A 12276-nucleotide genomic window follows, 5' to 3' on the forward strand; every position below is an offset into this window, starting at 1 on the left:
GCCGGCAACATCATCTTGCTCCGTTTCGGCGGGCATCCCTCCCGCGGCCAAAGGCGTTGACTTCGTAGGTGAGGCACACAGGACGGCTTCGGGCCTGGCCGAGGGTTGTCGATCCCGTGGCCAGGCTGCCAGGGCAACGGCTCTCAGCCGTTGCGACGCACGAGGGCGGCCCTGCGGGCCTCGGCGAGCTTGCGGACCTCGCCCGCCTTTCGGGACTTGCCGCCGGCGCCGCGGGAGGTGCCCTTGCTCGTGCCGAGGCCGCGGAAGGGAGCGTTGTTGTTCTTGGGGCGGGGGACGGTGGGCTCGCCGTCGAGCGGGATCCCGGAGGGAGTCTTGGCGCCGGTGATCCGGCTCAGCTCCGCCTCGCCCGAGCGCACCTTGGTGACGGTCGGCTCGATGCCGGCCTCGGCCATCATGCGGCTCGTCTCACGGCGCTGGCCCGCCACCACGAGCGTGACCACGCTGCCGGACTCACCGGCGCGGGCGGTGCGGCCCGCCCGGTGCACATAGTCCTTGGCATCGGTGGGCGGGGCGACGTTGACCACGAGATCGAGGTCGTCGACGTGCAGGCCACGGGCCGCGACATTGGTCGCCACCAGAACGGTGATCTGGCTGTTCTTGAACTGCGCCAGGGTCCGTGTGCGCTGTGGCTGGGACTTGCCGCTGTGCAGGGCCCCGGCGTGCACCCCGCTGGCCCGCAGATGCCGGGTGAGCTGGTCGACGGCGTGCTTGGTGTCGAGGAACAGCAGTACGCGGCCGTCGCGGGCGGCGATCTCCGTGATGACGGCGTAGCGGTCAGGGCCGTGGACGACCAGAACGTGGTGCTCCATCGTCGTGACCGTGCCCGCGGCCGGGTCGACCGAGTGGACGATGGGGTCGTGGAGGTAGCGGCGGACCAGTTGATCGACGTCGCGATCGAGAGTGGCCGAGAAAAGCATCCGCTGACCGTCGGGGTGCACCTGGTCGAGCACGTCGGCAACCTGCGGCAGGAATCCCAAGTCGCACATCTGGTCGGCCTCGTCCAGCACGGTGATTCTCACCCGTCCCAGGCGGCAGGCGTTGCGCTCGATCAGGTCGTGCAGGCGTCCGGGAGTGGCGACGACCACCTCGGCTCCCTGGCGCAGCGCGGCGATCTGCCGGCCGATCGACGTTCCGCCGACGACCGTGGCGATCCGCAGCCCCAGTGCCTGGGCGTACGGCGCCAGCGCCTGGGTGACCTGTTGGGCCAGCTCCCGGGTAGGCACCAGGATCAGAGCAAGGGGCTGCTTCGGTTCCGCACACCGCCCGGCCGTCCGTACGAGCAGCGGCAGGCCGAAAGCGAGCGTCTTGCCTGATCCGGTGCGCCCGCGTCCCAGGATGTCGCACCCCTCCAGAGCATCGGGCAGTGTGGCGGCCTGGATCGGAAAGGGTTCGCGCACCCCGAGTTCGCTCAGTGTCCGCAGCACCTCCGTCGGCAGTTCCAGACCGGCGAAGGTGACGGCCGGGAGCAGCGTCGGGGTCGTTGCCCCGGGCTGGGCGGGACTGCCGTGAGCGATACCGGAGTCATTGGGATGCTTCATAAACAGCCTTCCGCAAGGGAACGTACCGAGGAAGGCCCGGCAGGTTTGGACAGCCCACGCACAAGCCGAACGGAACAGACAGAATCGCCCACCGCGACGACCACGCAAACGCGTGAGACTAACACACGGCATAACCTCGCGCCGCTGATACCGATCGCCCCTGTGTACGGGGCTGGCAGCGGGTCGGCCTGGAACAACCGTTCCCTTGGAGAACGGCCCGACCCCACGGGGGAGCAACGAACAGCAGGTCGAGCTCCGGTGGAGCAAGGACGAGCGAGTAAAATGCGAGGACCCGGCCGCCATGCTCGTCGGCGCCGACGGCCACGAAGGCGCGGTGGGCCTCGATGTAATCCGGACCGACCCGGTAGCCCGCGACTGCGGCCGCGTACTTACCCTCGTAGGCGCCTGAGCCACGCACGAGCCGCGTGAGCCGTTTGGCATCCCGCGCGACGGCCCTCCGTATCATGACCGGCTGGCTGATCGGGGAAGTGCGTGAACTCATCGGGAGAGCATTTCGCACCGGAGCGTGCCGCCGTGCGGCGGGGTCGTGTGCTCGGGCAGGATTCCTGCACCGCTCCCGGGAACCGGCCTGCTCAGGCCCCGATCGACCAACTCACTGCCGCCGCATCTACCGCCGCCGACAGCAAACTGAGACGTCCGAACCGCAGCGGAGGAGCCGGAGAACGAGGTGGTCAACCGCGGCTTCCCCTGGGCCTGCCGCAGCGAGGGCCAGCCTGTGCAGGACGACTTCAGGCTGGCCTCGTGAACCGCATCAGAAGACGTCAGACTTTGCGCCAGCAAGCGGATGTGTTCCGGTTGATCGCATCAAGTCCCTGGTCGTGCGTTGCGCATCGGCCGTAACGCGTGCCGTCGCTGTGTCCTTGCTTCGGGTGGCTCCCAAGAGGACAACCGAGAGCAACGGCGCCGGCGTTGTCACCCACATGTGCGGAAACCCCGCCATGCCGCGCCCGCGGGGCTTCTCGTCGCACGCCGCTCTCACACCGCCCTATGACGGGGGTTACGACTGCACGTGGCTTGGGGGTGTCCGGGAAGAGGTGAAGGTGCTGGCGGACCCGACGCCTGGAGCGGGGCACGCGGTGGCGTCGGCTCCCCGCGGATCGGCAGGCCCTGCCGGTCCTGGCCCACCTTCGGTGCGGACACACAAACGCCCAGCTCGCCAGCCGGATTCGAGGTCCTGGCCGAATTCCCGGCGGCACCTCCGGGCCCCTGCTGACGATCGCCGGCACCGAGGTCGCCACCGCCCACTTCAGCCACGGGACCGTCGCACGTGCGGGCGAGCCGGAGGAGCTGTTCGAGGTGCCGGGCGCGAGCCATTTCGACGTGTACGACAAAGACCGGTGCCTCGCCCCCGTCCTCGCGAAACGACAGACCCTCGGCATCGGCGACGCACCCTCCCCGGCCAGCGGTCGACGAGCGCCGGTACGTCGTCGGCGCGGCGGGTCGTATCGAGCGCTCAGATCCCGCAGGCAATGGATCACCCGCCCCGCTCCCCGGGTACCGTCAGGGTATGAGTCATCCACACCCCGAACTGAAAGCCGCCCCACCCCTTCCCGAAGGAGGGCTGCGGGTCATCGCCCTGGGCGGCCTGGGTGAGATCGGCCGCAACATGACCGTCTTCGAGCACGCGGGCAAGCTGCTGATCGTCGACTGCGGCGTGCTGTTCCCCGAGGAGACCCAACCCGGCGTGGACGTGATCCTGCCGGACTTCACCTCGATCCGGGACCGGCTGGACGACATCGTGGCCGTGGTACTCACCCATGGCCACGAGGATCACATCGGCGGCGTGCCGTACCTGCTGCGCGAGCGGTCCGACATTCCCGTCGTCGGCTCCAAGCTGACGCTGGCGTTCCTGGAGGCCAAGCTCAAGGAACACGGCATCCGGCCGCGCACGGTTCGGGTGCGGGAGGGCGACCGGCGTGGCTTCGGGCCCTTCGACTGCGAGTTCGTGGCGGTCAACCACTCCATCCCGGACAGCCTCGCGGTCGCGATCCGCACCCGGGCCGGGCTGGTGCTGCACACCGGCGACTTCAAGATGGACCAGTTCCCCCTCGACGACCGCATCACCGATCTGCGCGCCTTCGCCCGCCTCGGCGAGGAGGGCGTGGACCTGTTCCTCACCGACTCCACCAACGCCGAAGTACCCGGCTTCACCACCTCCGAGCGTGAGCTGAACCCGGCGATCGAGCAGGTGATGCGCACCGCGCCGCGCCGGGTCATCGTCTCCAGCTTCGCCAGCCATGTGCACCGCATCCAGCAGATCCTGGACGCCGCCCACCAGCACGGCCGCAAGGTCGCCTTCGTCGGCCGGTCGATGGTCCGCAACATGGGCATCGCCCGTGACCTGGGGTATCTGAAGGTCCCCTCCGGTCTGGTCGTGAGCACGAGGGAGCTGGAGAAGCTCCCGGACCACAAGGTCACTCTGGTGTGCACCGGTTCCCAGGGCGAACCGATGGCCGCGCTGTCACGGATGGCCAACCGCGACCACATGATCCGCATCGGCAAGGGCGACACCGTCCTGCTCGCCAGCTCCCTCATCCCCGGCAACGAGAACGCCATCTACCGGGTGATCAACGGGCTCACCCGGTGGGGCGCCCACGTGGTCCACAAGGGCAACGCCAAGGTGCACGTCTCCGGGCACGCCAGCGCCGGCGAACTCGTCTACTGCTACAACATCGTCAAACCCCGCAACGTCATGCCCGTCCACGGCGAATGGCGCCACCTGCGGGCCAACGGCGACCTCGCCATCCGTACCGGCGTCGACCCCGAACGGGTCGTCATCGCCGAGGACGGTGTCGTCGTCGACCTCGTCGACGGGCGCGCGTCCATCACCGGCAAGGTCCCGGCCGGCAACGTCTATGTGGACGGCATGGAAGTCGGCGGCGCCACCGAAGCGTCCCTCAAGGACCGTCTCACCCTCGCCTCCGAAGGCGTGCTCACGGTGGTGGCGATCGTCGACGCCGACACCGGCGCCCTCGCCGAGGCCCCCGACTTCCTGGCCCGCGGCTTCGTGCACGACGACACCACCTTCGAGCCGGTCATCCCCGTCATCGAGAAGACCCTGGCCACCGCCGCCGAGGAAGGCGTCGGGGACGCGCGCCAACTCGAACAGCTCCTCGCCCGCGCCGTGGCGAACTGGGCGTTCCGCGCCCACCGCCGCAAGCCCCTCATCATCCCCGTCATCATCGACGCCTGAGTTACAGCCCGGCAGCACTGTCCCGTCCCGGCCGCGGGGGCCGCCGGCGTCGAGGTCCGGCACGGGGCTCGCCAGCCACCCCCGTAGGCCGGGGTGGCAACGCCTGGTGCACGAGTAGGAGTCCCGTGCCGCCGGGCTCCGGTGGATGGGGCGGGCGGCGACCGGCCAAGGGATCGTTCAGCTGTCCGACATCGTGGACCGCGCGGACGATCCGGTCGCTCTCGGCCCCGATCCGCTGCGAGCCGGCGCCGTGGACGACGCTGTTGGTGGGCAGCTCCGCCACCGCGCTCAGGAGTCGAGGCTGAGTTCGGCCCAGACCGTTTTGCCGGGGTGACCCGGGGTGACGCCCCAGCGTCGGGAGAGTCGGTCGAGGAGTTGCATGCCAAAACCGCCGGGCTCGGTGTTCGCAGTGGGGCGTTTACGGGGCCAGCGGTCGCTGGAATCGCTGACGGCTATGCGCAGCCACCGCCCGTTCCAGGTGAGCCGGATCAGGGGCGGGCCTGAGCCGTGGCGGATGGCATTGGTGATCAGTTCCGAGACGAGCAGTTCGGCGGTCTGGATCATCCGGTGCTGCCGCAGCGGGCCGCCGAAACCGTCCACGCAGTCGCGGACCCAGTGCCGGGCGGCCGTGATGCTCGCCGTGACTGCGGGGAAGCGCGTCTCGCAGGATGGGATGGTCGATTCGCCGTTCACGAGAATCCTCCAGCGCGGGTGGCTCTGGGCCGCCGCCGACCGGTGCGCTGCGCAGCCGGTGGGAGCCATCTGTCGGGTTACCCGTGCCTGCCCGGTGAACCATCCGTGTCTGCCGGGTGACCGGCGGATCCCGTGAAAGTCATCCGCCGGGAGTTCGACAGTGGCGGTGCGTGCTGGGTGCGTGCGCTGCAGCCCCCTCGCCCGACGGCGAAGCACAGCTGTGAGCGGGATTCCGTGAGCACGGTGGGTGAGGCGGCGTACGGCGTCGGTGCAGGCCAGCGCATTGACGCCTTTTGCGAGCGCGGTGTCCTGTTCGCCGAGAGCAAGGTCCGAACCGGCACACACACAGTGAAGGCCCGGTGGACACCGGGCCTTCACGTTTGAGTAGCGGGGACAGGATTTGAACCTGCGACCTCTGGGTTATGAGCCCAGCGAGCTACCGAGCTGCTCCACCCCGCGTCGGTACGGTGAACTGTACGGCACCGATCGGAATCGGCCCAATCGACTTCGAGGGGGCCTCGGCTGTATGCCGCGTGCTCCCGCCGTACCGTCACTCGCAAGGACCTGCTGGCGCACGTATTGCAGTGGTTCGGCGAGGCTGCGGTAGCCGACCGCATTCCTAGGGTTTGCCGCGGGGGCCGGCCAGGCCGGGGACGTCAGCGAGGGCAATGCGGGCGGCGATGCGTTTGCCGACCGGCTCGCGCCGGGCTTCCACGCCCTGCGCGACGGCCATCACGATCTCCAGGCCGTGCTGCCCGACGCGGCCGGCCTCCGAGACCCGCGCCACCGGCAGCACCGGGTCGGAGTCCCACACGACGACCTCCACCACTTCGCCCATGATCCGCAGTTCCATCAGTACGGGTCCGGGCGCGTACTTGCGGGCGTTGGTGACCAGCTCGCTGACCACCAGCTGGGTGAGGTCCACGGCACGCTGCGAGACCGGTACGCCTTGCCCGCTCCGGGCACTGACGAGAAAATCCGCGGCCAGATGGCGAGCCTGGGCGATGCAACTGTCGTCCCCCGCCAGCGCCACGGCGGTCTGCAGAACACGGGCCTCAGGCGCGGTGTCGTCCTCCCCCACCGGGCCTGGCCCCATCACAGCCGCCATTCTTTCCCCATGTGAACGCCCCGCACATACCCCCGCAGCCGAGGTTCACGCCTTGCCCGCCTTGTTGACTGTGCCACACAAAGACCCCGCCCGTACCATGCCGGACGGCACTGCGTACGACGGTGTGAATATGCCAGGATCACCTATATGGCTGAGGCAGAGATGACCGACAACGGACCCACCGAGCCGCCAGGCCGACTATCGGTCGTGTCCACGACCGTCGACGGCATCCGCGTAGTGACCCCGGCCGGAGAGCTCGACCACCACACCGGCGACACGCTCCGCCAGGCCCTGGACGCCTCCGACACCCCCCGCCCCCGCGTCGTGGTCGACCTGCACCAGGTCACCTTCATGGACTCCAGCGGCATCAACATCCTCATCGCCGCTCACCGCGCCCTCAGCGAGGCCGACGGCTGGCTGCGCCTGGCCGCACCCCGCGAATCCGTGATGCGCACCCTGAACATCGTCGGCGTCGACACCCTCATCGACTGCCGGGAAACGCTCCACCAGGCCCTCAGCAACTGACGCTTCGGAACCGGCCTCTCCATCGGCGGGAAGAAAGCGGCCCGCAGAGGTGGTGGGGGTGTGGCCGGCCTCGACGGCACGGCTGACGGAACCGCCTCCGGGACCGAGTCGCGGTCCCGCTGCCCGAGCGGCCGGAGTACCACCCGGACCAGTCACCAGGTCGCCACCGTCCCCGCCTCACCGGCCGGATCTGCAGGCCGCGGATGCGCGGCGCGCCCCTGCCGTCGGCGCCGCCCACGGCAGGACTCTCGTCAACCTCCCGGAAGGCGCGTGATCAGCCTCCCGGCGGCCCTGACGGAAGGCTGCGGTAGAGGGAGCCCCGCCCCTTGGGAGACGGAATCCCGCCGCCTCATCAGCCCACTCCGCCGCCGTGGGGGAGCGAACCGTAGTGCTTGACCGGCGGACTGGGCTCTACCCGTCTTCGCTTTGCGAACCATGCCAGTCCAAGATGAGGACGGTGGCGTCGTCCCTGAGGTTTCCCCGACAGGCGTCCAGCACCGCGGTGGTCAGGCTGCGCACGGTCTCCCTGGGGTGCGAGGCGCGGGTGTCCCAGATGAGGGATGCCAGGTCGACTGCTCCGGCGCCGCGTTCCTGCATGCCGTCGGTGAGCAGGACCAGACGGTCGCCGGGGAGGAGCTGGAGTTGCTGGACACGGTAGGAGGCGGGGGCCGCCACGCCGAAGGGGAGGTTGGCCGCGAGCTGGACCTCTTCGACCTCGCTGGCGCCTTTGCGCAGGCGGAGCGGCCGGGGATGCCCGGCGTTGACCAGTTCGCAGGTCCCCGTCGCGAGGCTGATGCACAGCAGTTGACCGGTGGCCAGGCCACGGCTGTGGGTCAGCAAGGCGTCATGGGCACGTTGGGCCTGCTGGAGCGCGTCACAACCGCTGCGGCGGGCGCCGCGCAACGCGCCGACCAGGAGCGTGGCGAGCAGCGCGGAGTGGGTGTCGTGACCCATGGCGTCGGTGATGGACAGGTGCAGTGTGTCGTGATCGAGCGTGAAGTCGTATGTGTCCCCGCCGATGTCGTCGGCCGGCACCAGCCCCGCGGCGAGGGTGAACTGGGGAGCCTCGCAGCAGGAGGCCGAGGGAAGCAGTTGGTGCTGGATCTCGGCGGCCAGGCTGGTCCGGGTGGTGCGCCGGCCCGCCTGATACAGGTCGGTGAAGCGGCGGTCGGTGACGATGATGTAGGCCAGTGCGTGCGCCGCGTCCTCGATCTGGGCGAGCACGGTGTCGTCGGCGTTCTGCAGCGTCGCCTCCAGCAGACCGATGCAGTCGCCGCGGTTGGTCACCGGCGAGATCACACGCCGCCCGCCCAGGCCGTCCGGTTCCACGTGCTGGCGCTGGCTGCGCAGGACGGCGTCGTAGACGCTGCCCTCCAGGTCGATCCGCTCGGCAGCGCCCCCGTCGTCGTCGGCCTGTGTGATCAGGCGCAGCAGCCGATGGCCCACGAGGTCGACGAACAGGAAGGACACGTGCTCCGCCCCGAAACGCTTGCGCAAGTCGTTCGCAACCACCTCGACGGACTCCCCCGGCGGTGCCGCCTCCGCGGCGGCCAGAAGCTGCCCCAGTTCCAGATCCCCGCCACCCATGGCAACCTCCTATCCGTTGCCGCTCCTTCTTCCCCGGGTTCGCCCGTCTTCACCCAGTACACGCATCGCGCCTGCTCGCGGGTGTCTCTGGCGTCGGGATCTGGTTGCCTCTCGGAGCGCAGCGGGGTGATCAGGCGGTGTTCGTCGAGAGGGGCGACGGGACGAGAACCGGCAGGGTTCCGCGGGGGCCGCCTGGGCAGGTGGGGCTGCGGGGATCTCGACGTCATCGCCTGTCGCCCGGCTGTTCCGGACGCCTCGCCACCCTGGCCGCAGGGCCGTGGCGACTGATGAAGCCGACGCCGATGATGCCCGCCACGGCTGCGGCGGGCATCAGCGGAGCGCGGACAGCCGACTGTCAGCCGGTAGTGAGCAGGCCCTCGCGCAGGCGGGCGAGGCAGCGGGACAGGAGTCGGGAAACGTGCATCTGGGAGACGCCGAGGCGTTCGCCGATCTGGGCCTGGGTGAGTTCCTCCACGAACCGCATGTGGATGATCTGCCGGTCCCGCTCGTCCAGGTCGGCGATCAGCGGGGCCAGGGAGTGGAAGTCCTCCACCAGCTCCAACGCGGCGTCCTCTACGCCGATGAAGTCCTGTAGGACGCTCTCGCCGTCCTCGCTGCCGCCGATCGCGGCGTCCAGGGAGGAGGAGTTGTAGCCGTTGGAAGCCAGGCGGGCCTCGCGGACCTCGTCCTCGGACAGGCTCATCAGCTCGGACAGTTCCTTGACCGTCGGCGCGCGACCCAGCCGGCTACGCAGTTCCTCGGTGGCCCGGGCGAGCTGGACGCGGGCCTCCTGCAGCCGCCGGGGTACGTGCACGGCCCAGGTGGTGTCCCGGAAGAACCGCTTGATCTCCCCGACGACGTAAGGGATGGCGAAGGAGGTGAACTCCACCTCGCGGGAGAGCTCGAACCGGTCGATCGCCTTGATCAGGCCGATCATCCCGACCTGGACGATGTCCTCCATCTCCTCCGGCCCGCGGCTGCGGAAGCGGCCGGCCGCGTAGCGGACCAGGGACATGTTCATCTCGATCAGCGTGTTACGGGCGTAGCTGTATTCGGGCGTGCCCTCCTCCAGCACCGCAAGCTGCTCGAAGAACAAGCGGGAGAGTTCGCGGGCGTCCTTGGGCGCCACGCGGGACGCGTCGGCGACTTCGGGCAGCTCGGTGATCTGCGTGTCCAACCTGCTCATGAGCGGCATGTAGGTCCCCTCCCGATTCGAACTCGTTCCACGGCCCGCCGTGAAACGGCCGACAACGCCCCGGCTACCCCCTCACCCTCCACCCATGCCTGCCATCCCAGGGTCAATGGGCAGGCGTGAGCTCGGACGTCTCCCCTCCGGGAGGCCACAGACCCGACTGACCGGAGTGTCCGGCCGGTGTTCCGGTGTCGGCCCGTCTGCCGTCGCGCCGCGCGTGGAGCATCGGTTGCGACCGGAAACGGGCCAGCGCCGCGTCGGCACAGACCCGTAAGCGGGCTACGGCTGCGGCGGCGCCGCGGATCGGACCCCGCACGAGGGCATCCCGGCGCGGCCCACCACCAGCTAGTACTGCAACGGTATTCGCCGTGACTTGTGGCCAGGTCAGGGGCTACGGACCGGCCCACCGGCCAGGTCATCTGCCGCTACGAACGCGCCCGCCCCGGCACACGTGTCGTGTCCCGAGCGAGCACGCCAACTGCTGCCCGGGGCAACGCGGCCTCGGGCACTCGACTTCAGTCCCGGCCCTTGCCGCGCAGCGCTTGGTGACACCGCAGGGCCACCACGCGGAGCCGCTCCCTCAGCTCATCGTGGTCTGCGCCACGTGTCTTGTTGGCGTGGCAATCGGGGCAGAGGGCAACCATCGCGCTCGGGTAGTCGCGCCCACCTGCCGCGTGGTCGTCGACGTGATCGACTTCGAGGAGCGGTTCCCCGGTCGTCGTGCGATACGGCAGGTCTGGCAGAAGACACTCCGGGCTCTCACAGCGGCCTTCGCTGCGCCTGAGAACCGCCCGTCTCGCGGCGTCGTCCCGGTCTCGGCGCCCTGTCGTCGTCGCACGGCGGACCTCGTGCCTGCCCGCTGCCTCACGCTCCCACAGGGCCTCGCATGCGGCGTTGTAGGCAGCCTCATCCGAGACGACCCGCACACGCATCCGCCGAAGTGCGTACGGCACTGGTTCAAGCCAGGCGAGCCGGACATCATCTCCAGTGACAGATGCCGCTCCGCGCGATTGAGCTGGCGGAACTCCTGGCCACTCAGTCGTCCTGCACAGGGCACTGACATTGTCCCCGGGCTGCACACACGGAGCGCGCGGCGTCACACCGCGTCATTCCGGAGAAACGCGAAACTCGAATTCGGGGCGGTCCCACGGCACGGCGGGCGGGTTCGCGAGCGCGGTCCCGATCCGTACTGCGCCAACGCGGTGGTAGAAGTCCTCGGCGGGAAGATGCGACACGACCTTGACACGGTCGAGCCCGGCGGCACGGGCCTCGGACTGCATGTGTGCGACGAGCAGCCGTCCGATACCCCGTCCTTGCGCTTCGTCGGCGACGAACAGCAGGTCGAGCTCCGGTGGGGAGAGGACGAGTGAGTAGAAGCCGAGGACCCGGCCGCCATGCTCGTCGGCGCCGACGGCCACGAAGGCGCGGTGGGCCTCGATGTAATCAGGCCCGACCCGGTAGCCCGCGACTGCGGCCGCGTACTTGCCCGCGTAGGCGCCTGAGCCACGCACGAGCCGCGTGAGCCGTTTGGCATCCCGCGCGGCGGCCCTCCGTATCGTGATCGGCTGGCTGATCGGGGAAGTGCGTGAACTCATCGGGAGAGTATTTCGCACCGGGGCGTGCCGTCATGCGGCGGGTCGGCTGCTCGGGCAGGATTCCAGCGCCACTTCCGGGAACCGGCCTGCCCAGGCCCCGATCGACCAACTCGCGGCCGCCGCGTCGGCCGCCTGCCGACAGCAGCTGAGACGCCCCAAACGCTGCGGAGGAGCCGGAGGACGGGGTCGTCAACCGCTGCTTCTCCTGGGTCTGCATCAGCGAGGCCCGGCCTGTGCGCGCGGGACCTCGGTATCAAGACCGTGGACACCGCAGCCGGTCGCTACAACCTGTGCCGGGTCGTGCCCAGTGAGGGACCTATCCACGCGTCAGACCGTCTCACGTATCGCGGACGCCCCTGTCGCGGGGGCTTGCGGGAAGGCTCTCTCCGACGAAGCGGGCAAGCTGGTCTGCGGCACCGCGTGGCAGGTCGGCGACCGCGGTCTCCGGCAATGTCGTGATGACGGTCCGCAGGCGCGCTCCGAGCTCTGGCAGCACGGTCCAGGCCGATGCGGGGGCTTCGACGGTGGCGAGCAGCAGGTCGCCCTCGTAGAAACGGGCGTCGAGCAGCGGCTCCTCGATCAGCAAGCGCACGGCGAGTGGAAGAACGTAGGGCAGTGCCACCTGCTGCGCGATGAGGGTGCGCAGATCCGCGGGGCCGAGTTCGCCCAGGGGCACGCTCCGCAGCCCATGGACTCGGCGCACCAAATGGGTCGCGTCAGCGTCAGGAGGCGTCCAGCGGGGTGGGTCCAGCTCGTCGAGCGTGCGGTCGAGGTGCAACAGAGGGTCCATGAGCCTCATTCTC

General features: G+C 69.6%; 10 protein-coding genes, 1 tRNA gene and 2 pseudogenes. 3 read left to right on the forward strand and 10 right to left on the reverse strand.

What is annotated here, in order from left to right; all coding sequences use genetic code 11:
* Nucleotides 1–143: 143 nt before the first annotated feature.
* A complete protein-coding gene (locus tag OO52_RS22220) occupies nucleotides 144–1559 on the reverse strand; it encodes a DEAD/DEAH box helicase (RefSeq protein ID WP_030645497.1) in 1416 nt (471 codons plus the stop codon).
* 228 nt (nucleotides 1560–1787) lie between these two features.
* Nucleotides 1788–2061 (reverse strand): annotated as a pseudogene (locus tag OO52_RS52850) (GNAT family N-acetyltransferase); the annotation flags it as partial.
* A 566-nt stretch (nucleotides 2062–2627) separates the two neighbouring features.
* On the opposite strand from OO52_RS52850, the pseudogene OO52_RS49815 reads away from it, so the two are divergent.
* Together OO52_RS49815 and OO52_RS22230 are read left to right on the forward strand one after the other, a co-directional pair.
* A pseudogene (locus OO52_RS49815) lies at nucleotides 2628–2741 on the forward strand (IS5/IS1182 family transposase); the annotation flags it as partial.
* 346 nt (nucleotides 2742–3087) lie between these two features.
* Nucleotides 3088–4773, forward strand: coding sequence for a ribonuclease J (locus OO52_RS22230; RefSeq protein WP_030645499.1), 1686 nt, complete (start codon nucleotides 3088–3090; stop codon nucleotides 4771–4773).
* 288 nt (nucleotides 4774–5061) lie between these two features.
* On the opposite strand, the gene OO52_RS52130 is transcribed toward OO52_RS22230, so the two are convergent.
* The 3 genes from OO52_RS52130 to OO52_RS49820 all read right to left on the reverse strand — a co-directional run bounded on the left by OO52_RS52130 (nucleotide 5062) and on the right by OO52_RS49820 (nucleotide 6562).
* Nucleotides 5062–5466, reverse strand: coding sequence for an ATP-binding protein (locus OO52_RS52130; RefSeq protein ID WP_037629164.1), 405 nt, complete (start codon nucleotides 5464–5466; stop codon nucleotides 5062–5064).
* Between the two features lie 385 nt (nucleotides 5467–5851).
* A tRNA-Met gene (locus tag OO52_RS22240) sits at nucleotides 5852–5925 on the reverse strand.
* Between the two features lie 160 nt (nucleotides 5926–6085).
* Nucleotides 6086–6562 (reverse strand): ATP-binding protein, encoded by a 477-nt coding sequence (locus OO52_RS49820; protein WP_030645501.1) that lies wholly within the window; start codon nucleotides 6560–6562, stop codon nucleotides 6086–6088.
* Between the two features lie 159 nt (nucleotides 6563–6721).
* Between OO52_RS49820 and OO52_RS22250 the strand changes: the two genes are divergently transcribed.
* A complete protein-coding gene (locus OO52_RS22250; protein ID WP_231406319.1) occupies nucleotides 6722–7099 on the forward strand; it encodes an STAS domain-containing protein in 378 nt (125 codons plus the stop codon).
* Between the two features lie 411 nt (nucleotides 7100–7510).
* Here the strand turns inward: OO52_RS22250 and OO52_RS22255 are convergent, their stop codons facing one another.
* The 5 genes from OO52_RS22255 to OO52_RS22275 all read right to left on the reverse strand — a co-directional run bounded on the left by OO52_RS22255 (nucleotide 7511) and on the right by OO52_RS22275 (nucleotide 12263).
* The gene (locus OO52_RS22255) at nucleotides 7511–8686 is read right to left on the reverse strand and encodes a PP2C family protein-serine/threonine phosphatase (protein WP_030645503.1); all 1176 of its coding nucleotides are present in this window, start codon (nucleotides 8684–8686) and stop codon (nucleotides 7511–7513) included.
* A 355-nt stretch (nucleotides 8687–9041) separates the two neighbouring features.
* Nucleotides 9042–9872: an RNA polymerase sigma factor SigF gene (locus OO52_RS22260; protein ID WP_234317328.1), complete on the reverse strand. Its 831-nt coding sequence runs from the start codon at nucleotides 9870–9872 to the stop codon at nucleotides 9042–9044.
* A 521-nt stretch (nucleotides 9873–10393) separates the two neighbouring features.
* Complete coding sequence (locus OO52_RS54630; protein WP_030645507.1) at nucleotides 10394–10810, reverse strand: HNH endonuclease; 417 nt, start codon at nucleotides 10808–10810, stop codon at nucleotides 10394–10396.
* A gap of 174 nt (nucleotides 10811–10984) precedes the next feature.
* The gene (locus OO52_RS22270; RefSeq protein ID WP_030645509.1) at nucleotides 10985–11473 is read right to left on the reverse strand and encodes a GNAT family N-acetyltransferase; all 489 of its coding nucleotides are present in this window, start codon (nucleotides 11471–11473) and stop codon (nucleotides 10985–10987) included.
* Between the two features lie 337 nt (nucleotides 11474–11810).
* Nucleotides 11811–12263 (reverse strand): contact-dependent growth inhibition system immunity protein, encoded by a 453-nt coding sequence (locus OO52_RS22275; protein ID WP_051818475.1) that lies wholly within the window; start codon nucleotides 12261–12263, stop codon nucleotides 11811–11813.
* Nucleotides 12264–12276 lie beyond the last annotated feature (13 nt).

The organism is Streptomyces flaveolus, assembly GCF_000716535.1.
Taxonomy (GTDB): Bacteria; Actinomycetota; Actinomycetes; order Streptomycetales; family Streptomycetaceae; genus Streptomyces; species Streptomyces flaveolus_A.